General features: G+C 51.8%; 32 protein-coding genes and 3 pseudogenes. 16 read left to right on the forward strand and 19 right to left on the reverse strand.

The features are described from left to right. Positions 1 to 99 precede the first annotated feature (99 nt). The 9 genes and pseudogenes from H7R56_RS19250 to tnpC all read left to right on the forward strand — a co-directional run bounded on the left by H7R56_RS19250 (position 100) and on the right by tnpC (position 6,539). Positions 100 to 963, forward strand: coding sequence for a GTPase family protein (locus H7R56_RS19250; protein WP_003847792.1), 864 nt, complete (start codon positions 100 to 102; stop codon positions 961 to 963). 92 nt (positions 964 to 1,055) lie between these two features. Continuing rightward, positions 1,056 to 1,877: a DUF932 domain-containing protein gene (locus H7R56_RS19255; protein WP_003847794.1), complete on the forward strand. Its 822-nt coding sequence runs from the start codon at positions 1,056 to 1,058 to the stop codon at positions 1,875 to 1,877. A 216-nt stretch (positions 1,878 to 2,093) separates the two neighbouring features. Further along, a complete protein-coding gene (locus tag H7R56_RS19260) occupies positions 2,094 to 2,795 on the forward strand; it encodes a DeoR family transcriptional regulator (RefSeq protein ID WP_003847795.1) in 702 nt (233 codons plus the stop codon). Between the two features lie 40 nt (positions 2,796 to 2,835). Continuing rightward, positions 2,836 to 3,081: a protein YpjK gene (ypjK, locus tag H7R56_RS19265; RefSeq protein WP_106930874.1), complete on the forward strand. Its 246-nt coding sequence runs from the start codon at positions 2,836 to 2,838 to the stop codon at positions 3,079 to 3,081. Continuing rightward, positions 3,071 to 3,511 (forward strand): YfjS/YafY family lipoprotein, encoded by a 441-nt coding sequence (locus tag H7R56_RS19270; protein ID WP_106930872.1) that lies wholly within the window; start codon positions 3,071 to 3,073, stop codon positions 3,509 to 3,511. The genes ypjK and H7R56_RS19270 overlap by 11 nt, the downstream gene beginning before the upstream one ends. Positions 3,512 to 3,534: 23 nt before the next feature. After that, a pseudogene (gene yfjT, locus H7R56_RS19275) lies at positions 3,535 to 4,004 on the forward strand (protein YfjT). A 222-nt stretch (positions 4,005 to 4,226) separates the two neighbouring features. Then, positions 4,227 to 4,607: an IS66-like element accessory protein TnpA gene (gene tnpA / locus H7R56_RS19280; RefSeq protein ID WP_032939119.1), complete on the forward strand. Its 381-nt coding sequence runs from the start codon at positions 4,227 to 4,229 to the stop codon at positions 4,605 to 4,607. Beyond that, a complete protein-coding gene (tnpB, locus tag H7R56_RS19285; protein WP_003843771.1) occupies positions 4,604 to 4,951 on the forward strand; it encodes an IS66 family insertion sequence element accessory protein TnpB in 348 nt (115 codons plus the stop codon). Before tnpA ends, tnpB begins: the two co-directional genes overlap by 4 nt. Positions 4,952 to 5,000: 49 nt before the next feature. Further along, the gene (gene tnpC / locus H7R56_RS19290; protein ID WP_003843773.1) at positions 5,001 to 6,539 is read left to right on the forward strand and encodes an IS66 family transposase; all 1,539 of its coding nucleotides are present in this window, start codon (positions 5,001 to 5,003) and stop codon (positions 6,537 to 6,539) included. Positions 6,540 to 7,266: 727 nt separating this feature from the next. On the opposite strand, the pseudogene H7R56_RS27930 reads toward tnpC, so the two are convergent. The 3 genes and pseudogenes from H7R56_RS27930 to H7R56_RS19305 all read right to left on the reverse strand — a co-directional run. Next, positions 7,267 to 7,410: pseudogene (locus H7R56_RS27930) on the reverse strand (morphinone reductase); the annotation flags it as partial. A 275-nt stretch (positions 7,411 to 7,685) separates the two neighbouring features. After that, positions 7,686 to 8,963, reverse strand: coding sequence for a DUF2254 domain-containing protein (locus H7R56_RS19300; RefSeq protein WP_003036928.1), 1,278 nt, complete (start codon positions 8,961 to 8,963; stop codon positions 7,686 to 7,688). A 64-nt stretch (positions 8,964 to 9,027) separates the two neighbouring features. Beyond that, a complete protein-coding gene (locus tag H7R56_RS19305) occupies positions 9,028 to 11,025 on the reverse strand; it encodes a BCCT family transporter (protein ID WP_032939120.1) in 1,998 nt (665 codons plus the stop codon). Positions 11,026 to 11,528: 503 nt separating this feature from the next. Between H7R56_RS19305 and H7R56_RS27935 the strand changes: the two are divergent. From H7R56_RS27935 to ykfI, 6 genes and pseudogenes are all read left to right on the forward strand, one after another. Beyond that, positions 11,529 to 11,621: pseudogene (locus H7R56_RS27935) on the forward strand (DUF905 family protein); the annotation flags it as partial. 112 nt (positions 11,622 to 11,733) lie between these two features. After that, a complete protein-coding gene (locus H7R56_RS19315) occupies positions 11,734 to 12,195 on the forward strand; it encodes an antirestriction protein (RefSeq protein WP_003031344.1) in 462 nt (153 codons plus the stop codon). A gap of 15 nt (positions 12,196 to 12,210) precedes the next feature. After that, positions 12,211 to 12,687 carry a JAB domain-containing protein gene (locus tag H7R56_RS19320; RefSeq protein WP_003031345.1) on the forward strand — a complete coding sequence of 159 codons (477 nt, stop codon included), beginning with the start codon at positions 12,211 to 12,213 and terminating at the stop codon, positions 12,685 to 12,687. Between the two features lie 8 nt (positions 12,688 to 12,695). Then, complete coding sequence (locus H7R56_RS19325) at positions 12,696 to 12,917, forward strand: DUF987 domain-containing protein (RefSeq protein ID WP_003031346.1); 222 nt, start codon at positions 12,696 to 12,698, stop codon at positions 12,915 to 12,917. 17 nt (positions 12,918 to 12,934) lie between these two features. Next, positions 12,935 to 13,252: a type IV toxin-antitoxin system YeeU family antitoxin gene (locus H7R56_RS19330; RefSeq protein ID WP_003031347.1), complete on the forward strand. Its 318-nt coding sequence runs from the start codon at positions 12,935 to 12,937 to the stop codon at positions 13,250 to 13,252. Between the two features lie 20 nt (positions 13,253 to 13,272). Continuing rightward, positions 13,273 to 13,614 carry a type IV toxin-antitoxin system toxin YkfI gene (gene ykfI, locus H7R56_RS19335; protein ID WP_003031349.1) on the forward strand — a complete coding sequence of 114 codons (342 nt, stop codon included), beginning with the start codon at positions 13,273 to 13,275 and terminating at the stop codon, positions 13,612 to 13,614. Between the two features lie 615 nt (positions 13,615 to 14,229). Here ykfI and H7R56_RS19340 read toward each other — a convergent pair. The 7 genes from H7R56_RS19340 to H7R56_RS19370 form a co-directional block, all read right to left on the reverse strand. Further along, positions 14,230 to 14,781, reverse strand: a complete 552-nt coding sequence (locus tag H7R56_RS19340) for a recombinase family protein (protein WP_128350872.1) — start codon at positions 14,779 to 14,781, stop codon at positions 14,230 to 14,232. Positions 14,782 to 15,002: 221 nt separating this feature from the next. Next, on the reverse strand, positions 15,003 to 15,404 hold the full coding sequence (locus tag H7R56_RS19345) for a tail fiber assembly protein (protein ID WP_182928266.1): 402 nt from the start codon (positions 15,402 to 15,404) through the stop codon (positions 15,003 to 15,005). A 4-nt stretch (positions 15,405 to 15,408) separates the two neighbouring features. Further along, on the reverse strand, positions 15,409 to 16,500 hold the full coding sequence (locus H7R56_RS28065; RefSeq protein WP_227674722.1) for a glycine-rich domain-containing protein: 1,092 nt from the start codon (positions 16,498 to 16,500) through the stop codon (positions 15,409 to 15,411). Beyond that, a complete protein-coding gene (locus H7R56_RS19355) occupies positions 16,500 to 17,180 on the reverse strand; it encodes a baseplate wedge 1 family protein (RefSeq protein WP_182928340.1) in 681 nt (226 codons plus the stop codon). Before H7R56_RS19355 ends, H7R56_RS28065 begins: the two co-directional genes overlap by 1 nt. After that, positions 17,177 to 18,376 carry a baseplate J/gp47 family protein gene (locus H7R56_RS19360; protein WP_153983799.1) on the reverse strand — a complete coding sequence of 400 codons (1,200 nt, stop codon included), beginning with the start codon at positions 18,374 to 18,376 and terminating at the stop codon, positions 17,177 to 17,179. The genes H7R56_RS19355 and H7R56_RS19360 overlap by 4 nt, the downstream gene beginning before the upstream one ends. Further along, entirely contained in the window at positions 18,377 to 18,730 is a 354-nt protein-coding gene (locus H7R56_RS19365) for a hypothetical protein (RefSeq protein WP_182928363.1), read from the reverse strand. It abuts the gene before it with no gap. Between the two features lie 3 nt (positions 18,731 to 18,733). Beyond that, positions 18,734 to 19,372: a Gp138 family membrane-puncturing spike protein gene (locus H7R56_RS19370; protein WP_182928364.1), complete on the reverse strand. Its 639-nt coding sequence runs from the start codon at positions 19,370 to 19,372 to the stop codon at positions 18,734 to 18,736. A 215-nt stretch (positions 19,373 to 19,587) separates the two neighbouring features. Here H7R56_RS19370 and H7R56_RS19375 point away from each other — a divergent pair, with 215 nt between their 5' ends. Next, the gene (locus H7R56_RS19375) at positions 19,588 to 19,938 is read left to right on the forward strand and encodes a hypothetical protein (RefSeq protein ID WP_047400359.1); all 351 of its coding nucleotides are present in this window, start codon (positions 19,588 to 19,590) and stop codon (positions 19,936 to 19,938) included. A 38-nt stretch (positions 19,939 to 19,976) separates the two neighbouring features. Here the strand turns inward: H7R56_RS19375 and H7R56_RS19380 are convergent, their stop codons facing one another. From H7R56_RS19380 to H7R56_RS19415, 9 genes are read right to left on the reverse strand one after another with little or no spacing between them, the layout of a single operon-like run. Continuing rightward, the gene (locus H7R56_RS19380; protein ID WP_161622954.1) at positions 19,977 to 20,321 is read right to left on the reverse strand and encodes a hypothetical protein; all 345 of its coding nucleotides are present in this window, start codon (positions 20,319 to 20,321) and stop codon (positions 19,977 to 19,979) included. A 12-nt stretch (positions 20,322 to 20,333) separates the two neighbouring features. Next, positions 20,334 to 21,398 (reverse strand): hypothetical protein, encoded by a 1,065-nt coding sequence (locus H7R56_RS19385; protein WP_182928365.1) that lies wholly within the window; start codon positions 21,396 to 21,398, stop codon positions 20,334 to 20,336. 2 nt (positions 21,399 to 21,400) lie between these two features. Then, positions 21,401 to 21,706: a phage baseplate plug family protein gene (locus H7R56_RS19390; RefSeq protein WP_032177179.1), complete on the reverse strand. Its 306-nt coding sequence runs from the start codon at positions 21,704 to 21,706 to the stop codon at positions 21,401 to 21,403. Continuing rightward, on the reverse strand, positions 21,703 to 22,329 hold the full coding sequence (locus tag H7R56_RS19395) for a phage baseplate protein (protein WP_182928343.1): 627 nt from the start codon (positions 22,327 to 22,329) through the stop codon (positions 21,703 to 21,705). Before H7R56_RS19395 ends, H7R56_RS19390 begins: the two co-directional genes overlap by 4 nt. Then, positions 22,329 to 24,332 carry a lytic transglycosylase domain-containing protein gene (locus H7R56_RS19400; RefSeq protein WP_182928344.1) on the reverse strand — a complete coding sequence of 668 codons (2,004 nt, stop codon included), beginning with the start codon at positions 24,330 to 24,332 and terminating at the stop codon, positions 22,329 to 22,331. The genes H7R56_RS19395 and H7R56_RS19400 overlap by 1 nt, the downstream gene beginning before the upstream one ends. After that, positions 24,322 to 24,513, reverse strand: coding sequence for a DUF6889 family protein (locus tag H7R56_RS27745; RefSeq protein WP_084832721.1), 192 nt, complete (start codon positions 24,511 to 24,513; stop codon positions 24,322 to 24,324). Before H7R56_RS27745 ends, H7R56_RS19400 begins: the two co-directional genes overlap by 11 nt. After that, on the reverse strand, positions 24,510 to 24,935 hold the full coding sequence (locus H7R56_RS19405; RefSeq protein WP_000393957.1) for a phage tail assembly chaperone: 426 nt from the start codon (positions 24,933 to 24,935) through the stop codon (positions 24,510 to 24,512). Before H7R56_RS19405 ends, H7R56_RS27745 begins: the two co-directional genes overlap by 4 nt. 3 nt (positions 24,936 to 24,938) lie before the next feature. Continuing rightward, positions 24,939 to 25,379 (reverse strand): DUF3277 family protein, encoded by a 441-nt coding sequence (locus H7R56_RS19410; protein ID WP_000257257.1) that lies wholly within the window; start codon positions 25,377 to 25,379, stop codon positions 24,939 to 24,941. 10 nt (positions 25,380 to 25,389) lie between these two features. Then, positions 25,390 to 26,550 carry a DUF3383 family protein gene (locus H7R56_RS19415; RefSeq protein WP_044702577.1) on the reverse strand — a complete coding sequence of 387 codons (1,161 nt, stop codon included), beginning with the start codon at positions 26,548 to 26,550 and terminating at the stop codon, positions 25,390 to 25,392. Positions 26,551 to 26,553 lie beyond the last annotated feature (3 nt).

Genomic DNA, 26,553 nt, shown 5'->3' on the forward strand with positions numbered 1-26,553 from the left:
AAATTATTTTCAGATAGATATCATTCTTCTGAACATACCTGGTTAACGGCAGAATCTCACGATTCTGCCGTTTTTGTATTATTTTTCAGAGGAGTAGTAATGAACAATTCTGAAGGTTTGAAGTCATTTCAGCAATCGCTTTCTGGTCTGCCACAATGGGCATCAGAGCGGATTCTACAGCAAATAAACCAGTTAACAGACTACGAGCCAGTGATAGGTATTCTGGGTAAAACCGGAGCGGGAAAGAGTAGCCTTTGCAATGCCCTTTTTGCTGGTGATGTATCCCCGGTCAGCGATGTCACAGCCTGCACCCGTAATCCGCTGAGTTTTCGGCTGCAACTGGGCGAGCGTTTTATGACGTTGGTTGATTTGCCGGGTGTCGGTGAAAGTGAACGCAGGGATGCGGAATACGCTGCACTTTACCGTCAGCAACTTCCCCGACTTGACCTGGTATTGTGGCTGATCAAGGCCGATGATCGGGCGCTGGCGGTGGATGAGCATTTTTATCATCAGGTAATTGGTGAGTCATACCGGCATAAGGTGCTGTTTGTTATCAGCCAGTCGGACAAGACTGAACCCACCAGCGGTAGTGGTCAATTGTCCACGGCGCAGAAGCAGAATCTCAGCCGCAAAATCTGCCTGCTGCACGAGCTGTTTCAACCTGTACATCCGGTGTGTGCGGTGTCGGTCCGTCTGCAGTGGGGGTTACGGGTGATGGCCGAGCGGATGATAAAGTGTCTGCCACGTGAAGCCAGTAGCCCGGTGGTGGCGCAACTGCAGTCTCCCTTTCGCACAACGACAGTCCAGGAAAAAGCACGTGACGATTTTGGTGAAACGGTCGGCGCGGTACTGGACACGGTAAGTGCTTTCCCACTGATACCGGCTCCGGTACGGGCCGTAATACAGGCCGTCCGTGACACCGTGGTGTCCGTTGCCCGGGCTGTCTGGAATTTCTTCTTCTGAACGTTTAACGCCTGTCTGTTCTTTCCCGAGCCCTGTCGCTAGTGCGACAGGGCTTTCTTTTGTTTGTTTTCCCCATTATGAGGAATCTGCTTATGACCCGTCTGGCTTCGCGCTTTGGCGCTGCAAATCTTATTCGTCGTGACCGTCCGTTAACCCGTGAAGAGCTGTTTCGCGTGGTACCCAGCGTATTCAGCGAGGACAAACACGAATCCCGTAGTGAACGTTACACATATATTCCCACCATCTCTCTGCTGGACAGTCTGCATCGGGAGGGCTTTCAGCCGTTCTTTGCCTGTCAGACCCGTGTTCGTGACCCTGGTCGTCGTGAACATACGAAGCATATGTTGCGCCTGCGTCGGGAGGGACAGATTACCGGTAAACAGGTGCCTGAAATTATCCTGCTTAACTCCCATGATGGCACAAGTTCTTACCAGATGTTGCCGGGCCTGTTCAGGGCTGTGTGCCAAAACGGTCTTGTCTGCGGCGAATCCTTTGGCGAGGTACGGGTGCCGCACAAGGGGGATGTGGTGAGCCAGGTGATTGAGGGAGCGTATGAAGTGCTGGGGATTTTTGATCGCGTGGAAGAAAAGCGGGATGCCATGCAGTCGTTGCTGTTACCACCACCTGCGCAGCAGGCACTGGCAAAAGCCGCGCTGACGTATCGCTTTGGTGAGGACCACCAGCCGGTTACTGAATCGCAGATACTCTCCCCGCGCCGCTGGCAGGACGAAAGCAACGACCTGTGGACTACCTGGCAGCGTATTCAGGAGAACCTGATTAAAGGTGGGCTCAGTGGCCGTAATGCCAAAGGCGGACGGTCGCATACCCGTGCTGTGCGTGGCATTGACGGGGACGTGAAGCTTAACCGGGCACTGTGGGTGATGGCGGAAACGCTGCTCACGCAGCTGCAGTAGCTGCTTGATGTTACCGCGTTGTTAATATCGGACACCACCTGTCCGCATCGCTATGTGCTCGTGTGCCTCAATCCTCCGGTTATAGCCTTTAACCCCCATTACATCTGGCTTTTGCAGAAATAAAAAATAGTTTCTGCGTTGTCCATACCCTGTCCGCCCCCCTCTTTAAAGTAATCACATCATTTTCAGTCAGTTAACTTTCCTGGAGAACCTCTCATGACACAGGCAGAACGCCGCCATGACCGGCTGGCTGTCAGGCTGTCACTGATAATCAGCCGTCTGGTGGCGGGTGAAACGTTGAGTGTGCGCAAACTGGCCGCTGAGTTTGGTGTGTCGGTGCGCACGCTGCGGCGTGATTTTCGTGAGCGGCTGATGTATCTGGACCTGGAGTATCAATCCGGATACTGCCGCTTACGCACTGCTGGCAGCGAGATGCAGATGGTGCCCGACGTGCTTATCTTTGCCCACCGCAGCGGGCTGGCCGGGCTTTTTCCCGGCCTTGACCGCCGTCTGGTGAATGCTCTGCTGATGTGCGATGAGTCTCCCTGCATGATAGCACCAGCCAATCCGGTGCCTTCGCCTTCAGGAGCATTGTCTTTCTGGAGACTGATTCAGGCCATTACCGGGCGCAGGCGGGTGACGCTGATTGCGGAGGGGCGACGCTGTGAGCGCCTGGCTCCCTGCCGGTTACTCATCCACCAGCAGACCTGGTATCTGGTGGCTGAACACGAAGGGCATATCGCCTTATTCACACTTGATGAAATCCATCTGATTCAGCCTTTGCAGGAGACTTTTCGCCGGAATGACAGTCTGTGCCGCCTGACTGAAGACCCGGTCTTCATTCAGGCCTTACCCCATTTTCGCTTTATCCAGCATTCACTGCTTACGTTTGTTCCGGCTGACAGCCCACCGGAATAGCGCAGGCGTTGTTATCAACCCGGCAACAGGGAGGAGCCCAGTGCCTGTTATTGCCATTATCGCCATTGTTATCATCGCCATCATTCTGAACAAAACTGGAGTGTCCGACAGCCTCACGGCCCTGACACTTGCAACCGTTGCCGCACTACTGACGGGAGGTGGCGCAGCCGGTGCTGCCAGTGTCGCGCTGACGCCGTTCGTCGGCGTGCCGGTGGGTATTTTCGTGGGGATTTATGTCTTTACCAAAGTGGTTCGTCTGATTTCAGGAAAAAATAATGAAACGTAAAACACTACCTCTACTGGCGCTGGTTGCCTCCACTCTGTTTCTGAGCGCTTGCGATGACAGGAGTGATGACCTGAAAGCTATCAGTAAATTTAAGGACCTCACGCCTCCGCGCTTCAGCGATGTGGTGAGCCGTCAGGATGATGTCAGGGAAGAGTGGTCGCAGATTGCTCTTTCTGGTCCCACTATGCAGGTCTTACGTACCCGTCAGTCGCCCGATGGCTGCGAGGGTGGCTGTTACTACTACCTCGTGGATATGGAGGAGAAAACCGTGCAGCCGCTGATGAATGCGCTGTGTATTGCCGACAACATCAGCCTGGAATACCACGAGAAAACGGCCCCGCGCACCCGGGAGCGTTTCCTTGAATATTCCCATGACGGCAAACTGATGGGACGGCTGCTGATACCCTCAAATCCTGATAACCGGGAATAAATACAAAGACAAAGGAGACAGAAATGAAAATAAATTCTTTAAGTCGGCTCATGCTCGCTGGCGTGCTGCTTGTCAGCTTCAATGCCTCTGCGGTTTCGGGACTCTGGCAACAGGGGTACGGTCAGGGCAATGCGGAATACAGTGTGACGGATAGCAGCGGAAAGATGTTTACCATCAACTGCACGGAAAATCCGGACCAGAACGGTATTTACCAGCAATCGGTTTTTCTGACCCTCGCAGGGGATAAAACGATCAGCTCGCATGATGACAGTACCGACATCACAGTGGTGATGGGCCCCATAAGCAATACGCCATTCCCTCAACCCTTGGCTGGCGTAACGGGGATAATGCCTGGTTTAGTTTCATCATGGATATCCGTAAGGCCAGGCAGTTCGACGTCTACGTCAATGACCGCAAAGCGGGGACCTTCAGCGTTGACCTGACGAACGCTACGAAGGCACTGCCAACATTAGCAGACTGCACTAACGAGTGACAGTTGTGCTTTCCATCCATAACAACATACCTGACTGCCAGGAGCAGTCAGGGTTTATTTTTTTCATTTTTTATTTCCACCGATTAGTCCAGGCACTTCCGAATAATGAGCGCAGTGGCCAGTTTTAGTTGTAAGCGTACAGCGTGAACCGTCTGGTCATAATCCGAAGCATCCGACAAAGTGGTGTCCACCAAATAAGTAGTGGGAACCAAAGTGTCAGATATGCAGAAAAATGTGACTCCCGGCAGGCGAAAAGGCTGCCCTAATTATTCTCCTGAGTTTAAGCAACAACTCGTTGCTGCCTCCTGCGAACCAGGAACATCCATCTCAAAACTGGCGCTTGAAAATGGCATTAACGCCAATCTGCTGTTCAAATGGCGCCAACAATGGCGCGAGGGAAAGCTGCTATTACCTTCTTCAGAGAACCCGCAGCTACTTCCTGTGACTCTCGATGCCGCTGACGTACAGCCAGAGCCGCCCACTGAGAGCCCGGAAGCCCTCAGTATCAGCTGTGAGATAACGTTCCGGCACGGGACGCTCCGCCTCAACGGCACTGTCAGCGAAAAGTTCCTGGCTCTGCTGATACAGGAGCTGAAGCGATGATCCCGTTACCAACAGGTACCAAAATCTGGCTGGTTGCCGGTACCACTGATATGAGAAATGGCTTCAACGGTCTTGCCGCAAAAGTACAGACGGCGCTGAAAGACGATCCGATGTCCGGCCACGTCTTCATCTTCCGGGGTCGCAGCGGCAACCAGGTCAAACTGCTGTGGTCCACCGGCGACGGGCTGTGCCTGCTGACCAAACGGCTGGAGCGTGGTCGCTTCGCCTGGCCCTCTGCCCGTGATGGCAAAGTGTTCCTGACCCCGGCCCAGCTGGCGATGCTGATGGAAGGCATCGACTGGCGACAACCTAAACGGTTGCTGACATCTCTGACCATGTTGTAGGCCTCTTTATCCTGGTTGTTGCTGAATAAGCCTGGTAAAATACGGGCTTATGAACGACACCTCTTCTGACGAAATCCTTCTGCTGAAACAGCGGCTTGCCGAACAGGAAGCGCTGAACCGCGCCCTGCTGGAAAAGCTGGCCGACCGTGAGCGCGAAATAGACCACCTGCAGGCGCAGCTGGATAAACTCCGCCGGATGAACTTCGGCAGCCGTTCCGAAAAAGTATCCCGTCGTATCGCACAGATGGAAGCTGACCTGAAGGTGCTTCAGAAAGAAAGCGATACGCTGACCGGTCGTGTGGATGACCCGGAAGTGCAGCGCTCGCTGCGTCAGACCCGCACCCGCAGACCGTTCCCCGAATCACTCCCGCGTGATGAAAAGCGTATGCTTCCGGCAGAATCCTGTTGCCCGGAGTGCGGTGGTTCGCTGAGTTACCTGGGTGAAGATGCCGCCGAACAGCTGGAGCTGATGCGCAGCGCCTTCCGGGTTATCCGGACAGTACGTGAAAAACATGCCTGTACTCAGTGCGATGCGATCGTGCAGGCAGCGGCGCCTTCACGGCCCATTGAGCGGGGTATCGCCGGCCCGGGGTTGCTGGCCCGCGTGCTGACCTCAAAGTATGCAGAGCACACACCACTGTACCGCCAGTCTGAAATATACGGCCGCCAGGGCGTGGAACTGAGTCGCTCACTGCTGTCGGGCTGGGTGGATGCATGCTGCCGGCTACTGTCGCCGCTGGAAGAGGCGCTTCAGGACTATGTCCTGATGGGTGGCAAACTCCACGCCGATGACACGCCCGTCCCGGTACTGTTACCAGGTAATAAAAAGACGAAGACCGGGCGGTTGTGGACGTACGTTCGCGACGACCGCAACGCCGGGTCAGCGCTGGCGCCGGCCGTGTGGTTCGCTTACAGCCCGGACAGAAAAGGCATCCATCCGCAGAGCCATCTTGCGGGCTTCAGCGGTGTTCTGCAGGCGGATGCGTACGCCGGGTTCAACGAGCTGTACCGCAATGGACAGATAACTGAAGCAGCCTGCTGGGCTCACGCCCGCCGCAAGATCCATGATGTGCACGTTCGTACTCCATCAGTGCTGACGGAGGAAGCCCTGAAACGGATAGGCGAACTGTATGCTATCGAGGCTGAAATACGGGGAATGCCGGCAGAGCAGCGTCTTGGTGAGCGTCAGCAGAAAGCTAAACCGCGACTGAAATCCCTGGAAAGCTGGCTGCGTGAAAAGATGAAAACGCTGTCGCGACACTCAGAGCTGGCGAAGGCGTTCGCGTACGCACTGAACCAGTGGCCAGCACTGACGTACTATGCAGACGATGGCTGGGCTGAAGCCGATAACAATATCGCTGAAAATGCGCTGCGGACGGTCAGCCTGGGCCGCAAAAACTTCTTGTTCTTCGGCTCTGACCACGGTGGTGAGCGCGGAGCACTGCTGTACAGCCTGATCGGGACGTGCAAACTGAACGGCGTGGAGCCAGAGAGGTATCTCTGTCATGTGCTCAACGTCATAGCTGACTGGCCGGTCAATCAGGTCAGCGAACTGTTACCCTGGCGAATAACCCTGCCAACTGAATAACCCGTTCCCGTCAATACGGTTCTCGCTGTACGCTTACTTTTAGTTGACTATATAGCAATGATAAAATAATCACGTGTTATGTTGAGATTGTTTATTTAGCGGTTGAGAGAAACTATGGATAAAATTTGTGATAAGTGTGCACACATGATGAGTGCATGTACTTGTGGAACTTGTGAGAACTGTGACGAGAAAGAGTCGGACTGTACCTGCAAAAAATGTAGCCAGTGCAATAACCTTGAGGACTTCTGCTCTTGCAGAATTTGTGAAGAATGTAGTGAAAAAGAAGCAGAGTGCTGCTGTTGAAATGTTAACAATACTGGCTGCAGGAGCTACCTGCCTGCAGCTTCGATTGCCGACGTACCCCGATCCCAGTTGGTTAGCGTATTTCGATTCTTGCAATAATCGCTGGACTCATAGCACGAAGCCGACATACTTACTGGATTGAAGGTCCGCTGTGAGCGAAAAGCGGACGCCCGCATAGCGTAAACAGGCGTCTGATATTTTGATATGGATTGATGACTTAACCCCTTCCCCGCTTCGTCAATGACTTTCTCGTCATTATCTTTGGTAAATGATCCTTTTGCCTTTCCGGTAGAATACTCAGCATTATTTCTGAAGAGCGGCAAAGACGAGTGCCTTGCCATGAGTTCACCATAATTTCATCTGCGCCCGTGCGGCGAACCAGATCCCTGAGCCCGTCACGGACGACCTCCGGTTTGCCCCATACGGATTCACGCAGCTGATAATATTTTGCGGTCAGTTCATCAGCGGTATCACTAGTCATTGCCCGTGAGCGGGTCATGGGGGCCATAACGACGCGGTTTACCAGGTCAGTATCACCGGTCTGAAACGGGGTAAATAATTTTTCCATTTTTATCTCCTTTGCTGGAGGAAATATGATGGTCTCAGCTACGGAATAAAAAAACAGTAGTCTGTTCCGAACTGAGTAGACATAATTTCTACATTTAGTGTTCTCCTGGTATTAAACCGAAATATTTGATTGTAGGCGATGTCTTACGTAGAGATAAAGCCTGCTGCAAAAGTGATGAAGACTCAGTATGTTCTCTTCTAATACAAAGCAGACGCCCATTCTCATGCAGACGCTTTGTTCTTGTCTCGCTAGCAACCAAATCGCTTGCTCCACAACTATGATTGCTTATTAGCGTTTTCATCAAAAAACAAATCAAAATAAATTGATTTTATGAATTCTCTATCGGAGTCTATATGGTCAGCGCGATTTGCATGCTCTAATGTTTCAATTGCCAGAGTGTGCGCGGCATCAGCAAACATCTCAGGCCAACCCGTACTCAGCATAGATAGCCCTTTGAGCACTCTTATCTGAATCTCTCTCATACTGGCACCATCGCGTGCGACAGGTGAGAAAAAGTCTTCCAGGAGATCGTTGTTCTGAAGTGGCGCAACGTGTACTGAAGGATAGGTCACTTCAATTTCATGAGACTTATTCTGCGCGTAAGCAGAAAGTATACGAACACCTCTGCCAATGACATCGATTGCGGTTCCAGGATCGTTCACTGCGGGTGAAAGGGCTCTGCAGGCTATTTCGGCCATGACGCTAAGACAAAATCGGGGATCCTGAGCAAATGAACGCACATCCGAGACAATGATCGTCTCAAGTAAATCGGCGCAGATTGATGACTCCTGGCCCTGACTCAGGTACAAAGCTGGCATGGACGGATGAATGAAACTGCCTGGTTGCGCCACAAGGTATACATGACGAGGATCATTGGCCAGCAGCTTGCTGAGTTTCTCCATATCAATATATTCAACATAGCCAATCTTCTTCGGATAAACTGCAACCGTTCCTTTCGGCTGTTCATAGCTCTCAAGCCATGGATATCCGCCGAGACAGGGATTTCTGGCTCTCGCAATAAATGTTTCGATGGCAGCCTGTTCTACTTTTGCTGTTGTCTCACCGACCCTCCCCAGAGAGGTCAAATGCTGTATCCAACGAAGCAATGTGATGAGGATGAGGGCAATGACAACGAGTGTGACAATGAATAAAATGACTCTTCCCCTTTCTCCGTAGGCTCCCATATTGAGGGCAATAATTCCTACCAGACTGAAGAGAAAGGAACCAATGAAGGTGGCCAGTACATTTTGTGTGGTTACGTCTTCCACAACTAAACGCGTTGCTCTGGGAGTAACATTAGTAGTGGCTGAACCGTAGGCTGTGACCATGATACTCAGCGAAAATGTGGTCACTGCCAGCATACTCGATGCCAGTATGTTCAGAATGTTATCAACTGCTTCCGCACCAACCTTCACTGAAACCGACTCAGGAATCATTGATTTAAAAAGAATAGATAAAAGAGCCGTTATTATCGCGACAATTGCGAATAACGTAGCTCTGAACCAGAGTTTCTTAAATGTTTGCTTCAGAATCCATTGCCAGCGTGAAATCATTCTGCATTCCCTCGTATTGCGGTCGGGATAAATAATTGCCGCCCCCTAGGACGGCATTTTGCTATCAACGAACCAGGTGCAGGAAGTGCAGGTGTTTTTCGTACTGGTCCAGTATGTCATTAATCAACTGTTCCTGATTCCAGCCCATCACATCATAATTTTGACCGCCTTCTTTGAGATAAACCTCAGCGCGATAATATCGATGTTGGTCAGTCTGCTGCTCATCATTATCCATTGCGGCGAGCGCGAAGGTGGGTGAGCTATACCCGCGAAGCCTCACTTCATATATAAAATTCAGCTCGTTGCCCAAATCCACTTCAAGACGAATACGATCGTCGGCTGCGTCACTAATGTGGCTTATCGTCCCCTGCTTGTTCAGTTCTTCCTGAACCAGCGTCATGGCAGGCTGGATAATGTCGTCCATAAAACGTTTCACAAGAGATCGTTTCGGCAGATACGCGATATTGCGTAACCTTCTCTGCCAGGGAATTGGGTTACGTGCAGCCGTAGGAGCAATAGTCGCCATGCTCAGGCTTTCACGCTTAGTCAAATCTCGACGCAGGGCTTTTAACAGCCCGTATATGGATATCAGCAAGATCACGGAGAAGGGTAATGCACTTGCTATTGTCACCGTTTGCAGCGCGCTCAGCCCTCCCGCAAGGAGAAGCGCAATTGCAACAACTCCCATGAGCGATGCCCAGAAGATTCGCTGCCAGACGGGTGTGTTTGCCACCCCACCTGATGCCAGAGTATCTACAACCATTGCCCCCGAGTCAGCAGATGTGACAAAGAAGACGATGACCATAGCCATTGCAATAAATGACAGCACGGAGGAGAACGGGAAATGCTCCAGGAAATTGAACAAGGCCAGCGAGACATCCTGTTGGACGGTATTGGCGAGATCGGTCGCCCCCTGGTTCATAATGAGATAGATTGCGCTGTTACCAAACACCGTCATCCACATGAGCGTAAAGCCGGCCGGAACAAACAGCACGCCGGTGACAAATTCGCGAATGGTTCGGCCGCGTGAGACCCGTGCGATAAACATCCCCACAAATGGCGACCATGAAAGCCACCATCCCCAGTACAGTAATGTCCAGCCCCCCAGCCAGTTGCTCGACTTAGGTTCATATGCGTAAAGATTGAACGTTTTACTCACCAGTTCCGAAAGATAACCGCCGGTATTTTCCACAAATGACTTCAGCAGAAGCACAGTTGGCCCCAGACACAGGACCAGCGCCAGGAGCAACAACGCGAGGCCCAAATTGAGCTCAGACAGGATACGTATTCCCTTGTCTAGGCCGGTCACCACAGAAATCGTCGCTAACCCCGTGATGGCCACGATCAGAATGACCTGCACCGTTTCATTAATGGGCACCCCGAATAGGTGGTTCAAACCGGCATTCACCTGCAAAACACCGTAACCCAGCGATGTTGCAACGCCAAAGACCGTACCTATAACGGCAAAAATATCAACCGCATGGCCTATAGGTCCGTATATGCGATCGCCAATAATGGGATAGAGTGCAGAACGCAGCGTTAAAGGTAGACCGTGGCGGTAACTGAAAAAGGCCAGAATCAGCGCTACAATGGCATAGATTGCCCAGGCATGCAGACCCCAGTGGAAGAAGGTCAGCCGCATTGCTTCCTTCGCTGCCGCAACAGTCTCTGGGGCGCCAACGGGAGGTGAGAGATAATGCATCACCGGTTCAGCAACGCCAAAGAACATCAGGCCGATCCCCATCCCTGCCGAAAAAAGCATCGCAAACCAGGAGTGATAGCTGAAATCAGGTTGCGCATGGTCCGGACCCAGCTTGATATCACCGTAGCGTGAGAGTCCCAGAAACGTGACACTCAATAAAATCAGGGCCACAGCAAGGATGTAGAACCAGCTTGCATTCGTGAAGATTTGTTGCTGAAGTAGTTTGAAATTTTTGTCAGCAACATCCGGGAATGCAGCGGCAAAAGCGACAAGAAGAAAAATTAACAAAGCAGATGTAAAGAATACAGCTTTGTTAATCTGGCTGTGACACTTCTTTGGGATTGTTTCATTTTCACTCATAATCATTTATTCCATTGATTTAAATCCGTATTGGATAATGCTTACCACCTCTTACAGAGTAGCAAAATTCAACTGACTATGCGGCGTGAATCGAGCACATGGTGTGATGAGTGCCGATACAAATCATCCTATAATCGAAGGAGTTCTTTGTTAATCAGCCTGCCACTTCTTGGGTATTTAATTTGCATATTCTGTACCAGAGCTGGGATATACGTTAAGTGAAGTATATTAGACACGAATTACCAGCTTCTGCTTTTGGCACAAAACGGCCTATCAGCATTATAAAAATATTCAGATATATATCATTCCTCTGAACATACACAACTAACGGCAGAATCTCACGATTCTGCCGCTTTTTTATTATTTTTCAGGGGGGGAGTAATGAATAATTCTGAAGGTTTGAAGTCGTTTCACTAATCGCTTTATGACCTACCGTAGTGGGTATCGGCTGATTGCGCAGCAGGGCCATTAGTTCCTGCCAGTATCACCGGCGTTAACATTGAAGACGACTAGGGCAGGCATGGAACTTTGAACCGGATGCCGGTGAAGGTCTTAACCGCTATACCCGCAAGCCAGGCATCTGTACGGACGTATCCATCTGCTGGCTCCGCATGATTTACCAGCAACATTTAATCTTCCCGAACACTCATTATTACCGCATACGCCAGCCGTCGCCGCTGGCGTTTTTTTATTGACGGAGACATACCCATGACAACAGCGACAAAAAACAACCTCGCATCTGCTGCTAACGAATCCGAATTTGAACTGACCGTAACGCAGATACCCGACGAACAGCGTATCTGCTTCTGGCCGCAGTACTTTGGCTCTATCCCACAATGGATAACGCTGGAACCCCGCATTTTCGCCTGGATGGACCGCTTCTGTGACGAGTACAACAGTGGTATCTGGTCCTTTTACACGCTCAGCAATGGCGGCGCGTTTATGGCCCCTGATGCTGACGTTGACGATAAATGGCATCTGTTCAACGGTATGAACGGCAATGGCGCGGACATGAGTGCTGAAGCCGCAGGCATTGCTGTCTGCCTGATTGAATACAGCCATCACGCCTGCCGTACAGAGTGTGACGCAATGACCGCGCACTATTACCGCCTGCGGGACTATGCCCTGCAGCATTCTGAAGCCCACGCCATTTTGCGTATCATTGACTGACCGGAGGAGCAACGAATGAAACAGCTTTCCTTTTTACCCGGCGAGATAACGCCACAGGACCGGCGTCTCATTCAGCGGGCGCTCAGGGCTCTGGAGCGGCACCTGCATGAGCCTGGGGTAGCCTTCACCTCCACTCATGCCGTCCGGGAGTGGTTGCGGCTGCATATGGCCGCGCTTGAACGGGAAGAGTTCCGGGTGCTGTATCTGAACCAGCAGAACCAGTTGATTGCCCACGAAACCCTGTTTGCCGGTTCTATTAGCAGTACCGAGGTACATCCCCGCGAGGTGGTCAAGCGCGCTCTGTACTTCAACGCGGCAGCGGTAATACTGGCGCATAACCATCCTTCCGGCGAGACGACGCCCAGCCAGGCTGACAAAGCCCTCACGCAGCGACTGGTTCAGGTACTTCAACTGGTGGATATCCGTGTCCCTGACCATCTGATTGTCGGCGGCAGGCAAATCTATTCGTTCGCAGAACACGGTCTGCTGTGAGGTATTACATGAAAATTATCAGTAAACGCCGGGCAATGACGATATACCGCCAGCATCCTGAGTCCCGAATCTTTCGTTTCTGCACCGGCAAATACCAGTGGCACGGTAGCGTCTGCCATTACACCGGCAGGGACGTTCCGGATATCACAGGAGTCCTGGCGGTATACGCCGAACGCCGCCAGGACCGCGAGGGGCCTTATGCCTGCCTGATGAGCATCACCCTGAACTGACAATAAAGAGGTTATCAATGAGCAAAATCACATGGGGTCTGCAGCGTGATATCACGCCACGTCTGGGAGCCCGTCTGGTGCAGGAAGGCAACCGACTGCATTATCTGGCTGACCGGGCCAGCATGACCGGCAAGTTCAGTGACATCGAATACCGGAAGCTGGATGAAACATTCCCGCACTTTATCCGCCAGATGGAATCGATGCTGACCACTGGTGAACTCAGCACCCACCATGCCCACTGCGTTACCCTGTACCACAACGATTTAACCTGCGAAGCCGACACCCTTGGCAGTTGCGGCTACGTATACATCGCCATTTACCCCACTCAGCGTTAATTACCTTCACGAGAGCAAACATGAAAACTTTACCTGCAACAACTCAGCGGGCGGTGAAGCCCTGCCTGTCACCCGTGGCTGTCTGGCAAATGTTACTGACACGTCTGCTGGAACAGCACTATGGTCTGACAATAAACGACACGCCATTCTGCAATGAGGCTGTGATTAAGGAACACATCGATGCCGGTATCACCCTAGCCGATGCCGTGAATTTTCTGGTAGAAAAATACGAGCTGGTTCGTATAGACAGGAAGGGATTTAGCTGGCAGGAACAATCTCCTTATCTCCGGGCTGTAGACATTCTGCGAGCGCGGCAGGCAACTGGCTTGTTGCGGCAAAGCCGTAACAACGTAGTACGATGAACATTGCGTACAACCTTCCCGATTTACATTTCTGAACTTCCTCCCTTGTTTACCTATTGCGTAATGCGCCTGCTACTACCCGGCGGGCGCGTTATCTTTTTACGGACAAACAATCATGCAACCAGAAGTTGAAGTATTAACCGATCATAATGAGCTAATTTGTTCGAGCTTTATTGAACACATTGCCAACACATTAAATTTAGGAGTGGTGTAGACATGGACAACTAAACCTGCAGCCACGGATGTATAGTGAGCGAAGCCCTATCAGGCCTTTTTGGTCAGTAGATAAGATTGATCTTCGTTGATAGAATTTACTTACACCAGCTGTTACATGAAAATAATTTTTTGGTGGGAGAATGATAAGATCTTACGTAAGAATTTGATTTTAATGGTGCCGATAATAGGAGTCGAACCTACGACCTTCGCATTACGAATTAGTAGAATTACATTTAACTAACTGTTTTACATGTACATTATCGCATTCACATTGCTCAACTTAATGGCACATGATGTAAGAAATAGAATGACGTTTCACCATGTGTGACACAAAAATGGCACACCCTATAAAGCATCCACAGCACGTATTTCGGCAGCACGCACTGTGGAAATACTGCATTACCCTAACACTGGGAATTTTTTGTACAGCGTCGATACACCAACATCGAACGTCTTAGCGATCTGCTGTCGTGATTCACCAGCGGAGATCCGAGATCCTATCTCCCGCCACTGCTCATCAGTAAATTTCGGGCGGCGCCCGCCTACCCTTCCCTTCGCCCGCGCAACGGCTAACCCGGCCAGCGTACGCTCGCTGTTCAGGTCGGATTCGTACTGCGCTGCTGACAGGATATTGCGGAAATTGTAGCGACCACTGGCGGTGCGCAGGTCCACACCATCCGTAATGCTACGGAAATTCACGCCGTTTTCCTGTAGCTGCTGGAACATCAACAACGCATGCAGGACATTGCGACCAATCCTGTCCAGCTTCCAGACCACCAGTTCATCCCCCGGCTGCATAGTGGCGATCAGCCGTTTTAGAACCGGCCGATTCGATTTCCTCCCGCTGGCATGCTCTTCAAAAATTTTCTCACAACCCGCTGACTTGAGCGCCGTTAGTTGCAATTCAGTGTCCTGGTGGTTTGTTGATACTCGGGCATAACCGTAAATCATGAGTGCTTCTCCTGTTGTAAAAACAGGAGAAGAGGCGAAATATCACCTGATTCAGAAAAATATTTGAAAGGTTCAATTTCGAGAAACAGTAACCGGCATCATCGGCGCATCGAGAAATGCGAGAATGATGCGCGTTATATTGAATTTTATAACGCGCAAACTGAGATTATGCAGCAAATATTGCCAGCGCCAGCGATATAAGAAACATACTAACTGGCCTGTTAAGCCGGAATAGCTGGCCAGTTGATATCAGGTGCGGTGCTGGCATCTATTGCTGCCACCGCGTCTATATAGTCCATCCATCCGTTAAGGCTGGATGACTCAGCATTCGTAAGCTTGCGACCCATCAAAAGCTTGGTTTGCCAGACAATAATCCGGTTGGTCGCCGTATCGATACGGGCGAGCTTTTCTGATTCAACCTCTGCGACTAATTCATCGTGAGATTTTACAGGCTCGGGAATATCCGGCGCAGTCAAATTGCCATCAGCATATAACCAGCCAATCCCGACACCATTAGCAGCCGGTATTGCTATGCCATTATCAGGCGACCATTCTGACTCGCCATCCCATAAGACGACATTTACAACGGTATTATTTTTTATTACTGCGTATGTTTTGCTCATCACATCACCACTCAATAATCACCAGACCGGGCGTGCCTGCGCCGCCTGCGCCGCCATTTCCACTCGCAGCTGTATATGACCCGCCTCCAGCCCCGCCACCGGAACCATAACAACTCGCTGGTTTTCCATCTATACCACCGTCCCGACCACCGCGACCAGGAGTTCCAGCGCCACCAAAGATACTATTACCCCCTGCGCCGCCATCACCCGAAGCATTGCCCGCGGTTGAATCAGAACCATATCCGCCGTCAGGATACCCGACGCCACCCGGAGATCCTCCGGCATTACCAGATATCCGATTTATGCCGCCCTTTCCTCCTTTCCCACCTGCCAGTGTTAAGAGGTTTCCAACGACAGTATTACCGCCATCACCGCCGTTTCCGCCATCACCGCCCGTCGAGCTTTTAGTGCCAGGAGTACCGGCTGCGCCGATTGTTACGGAAATAACCATACCTGGCGTAACCGCGAATTTTTTTCTGATGACTGACTGACCGGCCCCTCCACCTCCACCGCCCGAGCCAACAAAGCCACTACCCGCAGCCCCAGCACCCGCGCCACCGCCACCGCCAGCGGCGCAGCCTGATATATAAATTTCTGTTACCCAGTCGGGAACAGTGACAGTCTGGGACGAAGTGACAACGGCAAAGCGCGAATCGTTTAAACCAAGGTATGTGAGAATGTCAGCAATAGTACCTTTCCCGATAATATCTCGACCGACAGAAGTTAAATCAGTCTGCGATGCGGTATCAGTTCCAGTGAAATACGGGAGTTTATTTGCACCGGTTGTGAGCCCTGCCAATGCCGTCAGCGTGGCGTCAAGCGCCTGGAAATCCTTACCGAACGCGGCGGACATTTTGGCGATAAACCCGTTCAGGTCACCATCATCAAGTACATCCAGACCGCTTTTGTTGGCGGTGTACTGCGCCAGCGCTGCAGCTATAAAGCTGGCCTGTCGAATGGCTTTGTTTACCTGAGCACTGGAAGCTTTGCCAGCCGTGAAGCCAGAAAGCAGAGCCGGAAGCGATTCCCAGTCAGCCTGGGCCGTCACGTTAGCATTTGCCGCTGTCGCGAACGGTTTAAAGTTGTTTGTTGCCATTAGAGTATTGTCCCCCATGCTCCAACATCGAACCCACCGATGTATTCGTTATCCATATCAAACCCAAAGAATTTAGAGCCCTCGGATGGTGCTTCTACCGAAGGCGTTTCAACATCACCGCCCCATACGCCGGCGGCTTTAACGGTGAGATAGCCCTGTTTGATAGCGGCAATCAGTTCAAGAGACACATCAGAAATATCAGTCTCGGGGAATGCCCAGACCGATATCGTCATGTCCTGGTTGTCGACAATTTGCATCCTGAGGCCTGAGCCAGCAGTCGCAGCGTCAAGGATGGGAGGCAGAGAATCGTTCCGGCCGTCCCAGTTGTTGATAGCGATTTTCGCTTTCAGAATGATGCGGTACGTCTCATCACTCAGCGTCTTATAGCCAGAATCAGGATCATATGGCCCCTGCCAGATGCCCTGGTCATATCCAAGCCCGTCAGTGTCCCAGCTGAAATAAACTCCGCTAATTGGCTGGCTGACTATGCGACTGCGTCCGATCCACAGACCGAGGATGTCGAGCTGTACACCGACAGCAGTATCAATATCGAAGGCTGTTATAAGCCCTGACATAGTGCTGGACACATCAATCAGCGGGCGGGTGCTCAGATCTATATGGTCAAAAAAGAGTGGCTTGGTAGCGTGGTAGTTAGTGATCAGTTCGGTGTATTTGCTCATGAGGTCACCGTGATACTGATATTCGCGGTGCTACAGGACGCAGAAGCATCATAGGCAATATCAATGTTTGATGCCGATACGCTGCCAGACGACTTACCGATCAGCAGGTCGGTAATATCGTAATAGCGGGCATTCCCGCCGCTCACAACGCCGAGGTTTGCCGGGGAATAAATACGGCTCAGCAGAACGTCGTCGCCAATTGTTAGGCCATTTATATAATCGGCAACAGCCTGTTTAATCTGCTCGCCGATTTGAGAGGTATAGCCGGTAAAAACTTTCAGGGTAATGGCTACGAAAATTGGCACATCGGTAGAGCGCGAAAAACTGATGACGTGTGGATTACCGTAAGTATCCGGCACCGTGACAGAAGTTTTACCGTAAGTTGCGGTTCCCTGCCCTTTATTCCCCCGGATTGTTTGGGCTATCTCGGTAACATCCCCTCCATCGACGATGGCGGAAATAGAGTGTGGCGGCAGCCCGTTGCTGTCGGTTGCCCCAGTGTCGTTCTCATATAGTTTGTGACGTGTCACGCCAGCAACATTAGCGATAGCACCGTCGACACCTTCAAACGGTGTGATCGATGGTAGCGCGACGCTTTGCCCCTGCCGAATGCGCAGCTCTGCGTCGGTTTCGGCTGGTGAACCGACAGTAGCCGCAACTGGATTGGTTACCGACACCCAACCTCGGGTCGGGGTGTTGATAGTGGTAATAGTCCCGGCCAGCGCCGCAACCGAACCGCTATTCGCACATGTGGCCGTCACCAGCACAGTACCATCAACGCCGATCGCCACACTCGCTGGAAAATTCCAGATAATGCCGTTTTTATCCCGTGCGGAGCCATTCGTGATAGTCGTGCCTGCCGTACCGGTTAACAGAAGGTCAGCAGTAGAGTTTGTCGCTACTTTTCGCGTGATCCCGTTAATTTTCACATTGCTGCTAAGCGCTGCGGCCTGCGCTGTCATCGGTGAAAACGAGTTGTAAATCTCGATAGCGGTGTTGTTAGCGTCATGCACGGCAAGAGCCACCAGCGCGACCATCTGCCCGTCTTTGCTGTCTGGTTCGAGGTAGGCATCACTACCGTAAATCTGCCTGAAATAGCTGGTCAGTGTATCTAGGATTGTCTGGTAATCAGGCGCACTAATCCCCTGGGCGGTTACCGTTGCCGATAGCCCCAGCGTGTCGAGGTTCAAAGCCATTTATGCCTCGCTTGTTACAGTCGTCTGGCCGTAGATTGTGTCAATGGAGGAAGTGAAGGTGACGCGACGGCTGGTGCCGTCATAATTGGTATCGAAGGAAAGAATCGACAGAACGCCCGGCGTGTCCTGTATACGTTCGCGTATAGCCAGGATGTAGACGTCTGATCTCTGTTTCCCAAGCACTGACTGAACATACGGCGTGCCTTCCGTCAGATCGAGAAACCACTGACCGCGCCACAGTTCGAAACGGGTTTTCACGGCCTGGGCGACACATTCCGTACTGTCGATAAGGAAGGTGTCGTCACCCTGCCCGAAAGTGTAATCGCCGTCAGCATCTTCGCGACGGTATCGCATAGATTAACCTCCCAGCGGCTTAGTATTGCTTCCGCCGCTCTCAACGCCGCCATGGGTATGCTTATCCACGATAGAACCGTCCACCAGCTGCAAGCGACCGTCAGGCAGGATTTTGAGCCCGTTAAGGTTAAATCCGCCCGGTGCAGTGCCATTTATTGCCCCGGTGGATGGGTTAAGGCTTAACTTTGTGCCGCCGTCATCGCTGCGCAGCTCTACCGAACTGGTACTGATACCGCTGATTTTCTGTGCTTGCGACTGCGGGCCAACAATGGCGAACGCATCAGACAAGTCATGCTGGCGCGGGTCGACTGTCTCCTGAACGCCGCCGCTCTGCCACCAAAAATCGATGCAACGGTCGGCAAAGATCAGCAGGCACTCGTCGCCTTCTTTAACCGGAAAGGTTAGCGTGCATCCGCCGCCGCGCGGGAAGACGACCGGCACATCCACCAGCGGTTTTAATTCGGTGGAGCCATCGCCAACAATACCGCGAAGCGCCACCTCTACGGTGCAGGTAACAGTATCAGGATCGAACGACTGAATGATGCCCGGCATCGCTACGCGCATCTGAGTAGACACCGAATCGGCAATGGCCTGCGCGGTCTGCTGCTCGCCGCCGATTTGTGATTGAGTTGGAATCGGCATAAAAACTCCATAAAAAAACCCGCTCAGCGGCGGGTTACTGATCAAATGTCAGGGTTTGAGGGCTGATTTGTCCGTGCTATTTATCTTCTTTGCAGCCCTGAATGTAGGTCTTGCTTAAAATCACCGTAACGTCGTGGTTTGTAGCGAGATACAGGCTGCCAAGGAAAAGCCGCAAGGCAATTTTTAGCTTCTCACGATAGGGGCCGGATACCTTTATGCCAAAATCAGAAACAACCATAAAATTTACTCCAGCAATAGGCAAAGAATTGCTCTCCGTAATCCAGGATAACATACCTGAAAGTGACTATAAAATACGCAGGCGAATCAGAACTGCTGACTCAATTAATGCGGTTGGCACGCTCGTCGACATAACTATCATCGTAGCCACGTCGTCACCAGCTTGTATAGCCATTGCATCCATCGCAAGAAAATGGATACAGACAAGATCATCCAAAAAAATAACAATGACCACAGAGAAAGGTAAAATCGAAGTAGAAAACCTGACGTCAAAAGAACTGATTGAAGTAATGGAGCAGTGCAAGAACATCAGCTTCAAAGAGGAATAACTTGGCGAGCCGGTCAACCCGGCGCTTTTTCTTTATACCTACTTCACCTTCACGCAGTCGTATGTTGCATACTGACGCGGCGCATTCATGCTGGCTTGCAGCCACTGGGCATTGAGAATTATCTTGCCGTTTCGATTGATGTACTCAAGACCAACCCATCTTCCAGGCTGATCGGTAGCCATACGCCAATCCATCTTGATATTGTTATAATCGCCTTTGTTTTTCAGGAAGGTGATTTTTTGCATTTCTGGCTTTGCGCCATTGATTCTGGCTAAGCCATCATCTGCCCAATGGATTTTAAAATCACCACATTGCTGATCCGCAAAAGCGGGTGCTGATATAAGCACCGCGAACACGGTAACAGTGCAAAGTAAATGTCTCACGGCCCCACCTCACTAATTCGTTGTCCCTTGCATTGCTTTCGGGCTATAAAGATCACGAGCTCCACGCGCAAAACACATCAAATCCATGTACCACGCCTGGCCTCTGGTGTCGCCAGTATAGTCGATAGCTTTGACGATATAAACGCCATCCGTCGCAATGCTGGCAGCCTGTGACGTTGTGCCGGTCAGCACGCGGTTGCCGTTCTCTTCCGTTTCAGTGATACGCCCGGGCGACTGTGCGATTTCGCTATTGCCGAGCGCGGCGCGGTACACCGAAGCCTGATCGAGCTGAATAAGCCCATTAATGCGGATGTTGGGGTTTATCAGACACCGCACATTTACGCCGCCGCCCATCGTCTGTTGCGGCATACCGATCAGGCCAGTATCAGCATTCAACACAATGGCTTCGTGAATGTATTTATCCTCCGGCACCATCTGAACCTGACCATCCACCAGCTGCCATGTCGCTTTGCACTGCGCAGCAATATTATCCATCACGTTACGGGTGGATGAGTAAATCGCGCGGCCACGAGGAAACACGGTATCAGGAAAGTCGCCGGTAATGCCCTGCGTCACGCCGAACGCGTTGAAATCCTGCATCGTTGCCCGGTGCAGATCCGCAACGGTATAACCAGCTGCAAGCGTGGTGATGGTGGTCGCATAGAGGAACGCTTCGTGATCACCAATGGCCTGAATCAACACCCAGGAATCGGTAATGTTGTCCTTCCCGGTGACGGTGAAGCGAATATCACCGTCAAAGATCAGGCCGTAGTTCTGACCATTCACCTGCCCTATCTGGTCTGGTGAAATCTCACGGGCGACACCAACTTGGCTCGCATCAACATCCGGCGCTATACCGTCATACCCGGCAATGATGCGAATTTTGGCAAACTCCTGCCCCAGTATATTGTTCGTGGTATCGGTCGAAAGGTTGTAAATTTTTACGTTCGCCACGCGCGGCCAGCGTGTGTCTGCCCACTCGATCTGGAACGTGACCTTAAAGTCAGACAGGGAAACGCCCTGCCCGTTCTGGTCCAACAGTTGCAGCTCAAAATGGCGCATCCAGTTAAGAGACATTTCTACTCCTGTACGAAAATGAGGTGGCTGTATGTGCCGAGGTTGGTTTTGGTAGGCTCGTCCGGTGCGCCTACATCGCAGCCAACGAGCAGCGCCCCGTTAATACCTAGTTGAGGATATTGCTCAAGAAGATTTACACCGGTTACCAGCGGCACGCCAGAAAGAAGCGGTTCGCCACTGCTATCTTGTACATCCAGAATCCAGCCAGCAGAATCACGCCAAATGACTCTCAGCGTGTATGTTGTCTCTGCTAACTGAATGCGAAATAGCTGGTTATCCGGCGATAAAGGGATTTCAGTTACATTCATTGGATACCTATAGAGTTACCAAGACTGGTTCCTTTTAGTCCATCAAACCACCCTGTTGACTTAATTACCGATTCATTTACTGGGGTGGTGGATTTAGTCCCGGAATTCTGCACCGCAGATGTACTAACCCCGTCCTGCATATCGGATTTATCAGCAACGGTGACATTTTTTGTATGCGTTATGATGACTTCACGCAGGGTAAGCGTGCAGTTCAGCACGTTCTCGCTGGTTTTATCGGTCGTCACCTCAATGGCTCGCACCAGCATATTGGTGTACACCCTCTTCCCGGTAACCACATCGAACGGTACGCGCTCAAGCTGCATATCCAGCAGCTTTTGGTATGTCTCCTTTGGGCTAAGCCCAGCGCTGAGGCCGATTGAAGATGTATCAATGAAGTCCAGCAACGAACCGCCACCAGAGAAGCCGCATTCCATTGTGACTTCGCTGGGGCGCTTATACGCATGATCGGCGATGAAACCCGAGGCGCTATTCGTTGTTGGCTTCTCCACCGGGTGCTCAGTAATTTCGAGCGCATCAGAATGCTTTTCGGAGACGACCACGCTGGGAATTAATATGCCAATTCGCCGGGATTGCTGGCGAAAAATAGCGGAGAGAATATCCATTAGCTCGGCACCGTTCGAAGTTGTTGAGTTAGTTGTGAATTAACGTTCTTCTGCCGCTCAACTGTGATATTGGCAGCCTCACGTGGATCAGATACACCGTGAATATTAATAACCGTTTCTTGCTGTATGTTTTGTGAAGCACCGCCACCAGCGGCCATACGAACCAATTCACTTGGGTAAGGGTTTCTCCCGTTCTCATGATGGATAATTCCATTCATCAGAGAGGACATTACCTGCGGATCTTTAAGGTTGAGAATGGCATCAGGAGCCACACCCATCATTTTCGATAACTGAGCAATGTAAGCACCGGTATTATTTTCATTCCCCGGTGCCCACGTAGAGATTATATCGTTAAGGGTTTGCAGCGGCTTGCCTGTCGTCTTACCTTCAAAGTAGCGCATTAATTGTCGGGAAAGCGCTTTCAGGCCATCATAGGCAGTTTCAAACCGGGCGAACCTGCCGCCAGGCCTTTCGAGCGTCGCCCCAGATTGCCCACGAAAGTCGATATTACCGGGGTTATTATTTCTAATACCTCGTGGAGCTTTAGCAGACTGGGCATGTTGGTCAGGCTCATCATCACCAAACCACCCGCGAATGGTTCTGCCTACGCTGCGCGGGTCAAATCCCAGATTCTCCTTAACCCAGTCAGCGCTTCTGTTGGCGCTATCCTCTACTGCCGGTGTGGCACTCGGTTGCCCGCTGCCCTGATTTAGCAGCTGTTTGCCTATACTAGCGGCCTGCGCCCAGTTGCCATCTTTTATGGCATTCAGCAAATCAGCGATCATGTTCAGCATCTTGCCGAACTCACCCATTTGCGAAATGAAGTTGCTAAAATCCCACTTTAGGGACCATGACTTGGGGTCAATACCGAGCAACTTAGCCAGCGCTTTTGTCAGGTCCGTAACAGTCTTTTTCAGGTCACCAATCATTTTGACGGCCTGACCAATTTCAGTCTTCCATTTCCCCCAGTCAATCAGGCTTTTGCCACCTTCTTTCCACGTCTGGTAATCATCCAAGAGCAGACCAAGTGCAATAATAAGCGTCGTTATCATGCCCAAGGGTGATGACATGAAAGCGGTATTTAGCAGCCGCCATGCAACCAACAGCCCACTGAACAATGCGATAAGCTGCTGCGTGGCTGGGTTCAGCTTTTTGAACCAGGCGATCACACCCTCAACAGCTTGCCCAGTTCGCCATAACACGCGGGTAATCGCGTCACCTGCCCAGAGAATTCCTTTGATGATCTTCGTGATGACCGCTTCAATCTTCGGCCAGTTGTCGAGTATCTGCCTGCGGAAGTTATCAATACTGCCAGCAAGGCCACCAGCTAGGTTAGAGCCAATCTTGTCTTTCGCCTGTCCAAGCGTCATCGTCAGATTACGCATGGAGGTCATGAAAATATTGGACTGTTTAGCCGCTGACTCAGCATTAAAACCAATACGCTTTGCCGTCAACGCGTACTCAGAACTGAGCTGCCCCATCCCTCTGCGCATCGCCATCAGCGTGTTTTCATCGATGCCGAGCATCTGCGCGTATTGCTTCGCGCGGTAATACGGCATGTTGTTGAGCTTTTGCCCAACGCCAGTAAAGATGTCCGCAGTATCACGCATCTTTCCGCTGGCATCGCGAGTCTGGACACCCAGGCGGTTCAGGAACCCTTCCGCCCCCGGATTACTACGCATGAAGCCAGCCAGCCCTTCGAGGGAGGACATGGCCGACTCGGCGCTGGCACCGGTTTGCGATGCGGCATAGCCCAGCGCTTTGATGCCCTGGACGCTGGCCCCCGTCCGTTGGGATGCCCAGTAAACCTTATCCAGACCATTCGCGATCTGGGTGGTAAATCCGACAATGCTCAGCGCTGCGCCTTCCACCACCGCGCCGACCTTCAGAACGTTAGCAGTAACGCCTTTTAGCACTGCTTCGAACTTATTAGCGCCAGCCTGATCGATATCGAATCCCAGCGAAACAAGGAAATCTTTAATCGTATCTGCGTTACCGCTCATTGGCCGCTCTCCATTTATCTACCCGGGCGTCGTTATCCTCGCGCATGTCGAGGTAGTCATTAAGAAGCGCGATGCGGCAAAGGTCTACCGCGCCGCTGTTAAGGTCTTTCTGGTCAATATGGAAGGCAAGCGCCGGACGAAGAATAAAATCTTCACCGCCCGGCAGGCTGTTGAAGGTTATTCCGCTGGCGGGGTGGGCGTCTCGCTGGTAGGGAGTCCTTGCAAAAAATTTCCCAGCGAGTCGGCGACCACCCGCGCCACCAGTTGCAGCATGGTCAGCAGGTCGATATCGTCAAACGCCATTTCGCCATGCTGGCAGACCGGCACCCAGCCTTTCATGTGCTCGCGTGAAACAACGGAAAGGCAGGGGAACAGGATAGCGTCCACATCGCCATCACTCAGATCGGACACAGCATTAGCAATTTTGGGCAGGATAGTAGCCATCGCGCCTTCGGTGTCTTTGCTGCTGATCTTCTCCTGAACGCTCCGGAAGTCAGAAACCATCCCGGCCAGCACCGGCAACAGCTTTCGGGACACCTTCAGCTGTTCGAAAACGCTGAGCTTTGCAGTGCGATATTTCACGCCTTTAATTTCGAATTCCATGCGTTAAAACTCCCCGAGCAGCTGGTCAATCTTGCCGCAGTCGAACACCCAGGCAACAGTCCCGCCCTCTTTGGCGTTATTGAAATCAGGCTGTTTCTGGAATGCACACGAACGCGCAGTAGAAATATCACCCGATGCCGTGTTGCGAATGACGATCACGTTATTGCCCCAGGTGGCAGAGGACTGGCTTTGCGCGTTATACGCCAGAGACAGCTTCTTGTTCACGGGGGAGGTTTTCAGCAGCGTCACCGTAATGGTGCCTGACTTATCGGCGTGCAGGCTGTGCATCACTTCGCCATCGGCACCGATGGTCATGGTGTTCTTGTTGCCGCCCATGGTCTGGGTGATACCTTCCTCAGAGTTCGCAGAACCCTGACCAAGATCGATAACGCCGGTCGGCCCGGTGAGCGACGCGGTTACATCGAGAAAAGAATAAGTTGCCATTTATCGCTCCTTAGCGAACCACGTTGATCTGCACATCGGCATAATGAACTGCGCCAGCCAGCTTACAGGCCACCTCGATTAACGGTGCTTTGCGCGCTTCGCGGTCGGCCTGCGCCTGTTCGGACAGCGGTTGCGCATACACGTAATAGCCTTTGGTCAGCGTATCGCCGGAATTCAGCTGTCCGATAGGGCCACCATTCCACACGCCAGCAGCTACCAGACCGTTCGTGACGGACTGATCCATGGACTGTTCAACGTTGGAAAGCAGACGGGTCACACCGGCATCAGTCTGCGGAATTTTGGTGGTACTGGTGTAAAGCAGGTTATAGAGGTTGGTCTGAACGTAGTTCTGCAACCAGTCGAGCCCGTGGCGCTCGTCGAAGAAGTCGCCGTTCGCCATGACTCCCTGTTGCAGGATCGCCGTGTCGTTGGCGTAGTACACGAACACGTTCGCATTCTTCGCATCCACAGACGCAGCCTGTCCTACCGTCAGCGTTTCGTAGGTTACGCTTGGTTCCTGTTTGAATTTCAGGGTAATGGTGGTATTGCTGCCGTTGAAATTGACAGTAAACGCACGACCGAAAGCAGAAACCGCCGCATAAGGGCTGCTGGTGGAATACTGAATAAAGGTACGGGCATACTTGCCAGCCTTTAATTTCGACGCAACATCGGTCGTCGAAGTCGTGCTGATAATCTCGGCGTCGGCAGATGTTACCCCGAAAATGCGGCTCAAACTGGACGCTTCGATGAGTTTAGCAACCTCAATCACGTCGTCAGCATCAAGCACATCAGCGCTATCAGCAACATCATCAGCGACAACCAGCCCATACCAGTTGGTATATTGCAGGCAGGCATTAACAGCTTGCACAATGGTTTCCACGCTTCCACCTTCGGAAGAGGTCAGAGTCTTCGCCCAGCGGCCAACATAAACCTGCGTCGGCTTCGGCGACTGGCTGAAGAAAACCTGCGCCGCTTCATATTCCGGGCTGTCGACTCCGAAGTCCTCGCCAATGTCCTCAACGGACGCATAAAGGCGAACGCGCTCCTGCACCGGAATGACAGTGGAAGAACCGAGGATCAGCAGCGCGCCGAAGTTACGACCAGTAGCCGCTTTCGGCGAGATGATCACATCAACGTTTACAACGTTGGATACAGGTAAGCCCTGCGTCATAAT

The organism is Klebsiella sp. WP3-W18-ESBL-02, from assembly GCF_014168815.1.
GTDB lineage: Bacteria > Pseudomonadota > Gammaproteobacteria > Enterobacterales > Enterobacteriaceae > Kluyvera > Kluyvera ascorbata_B.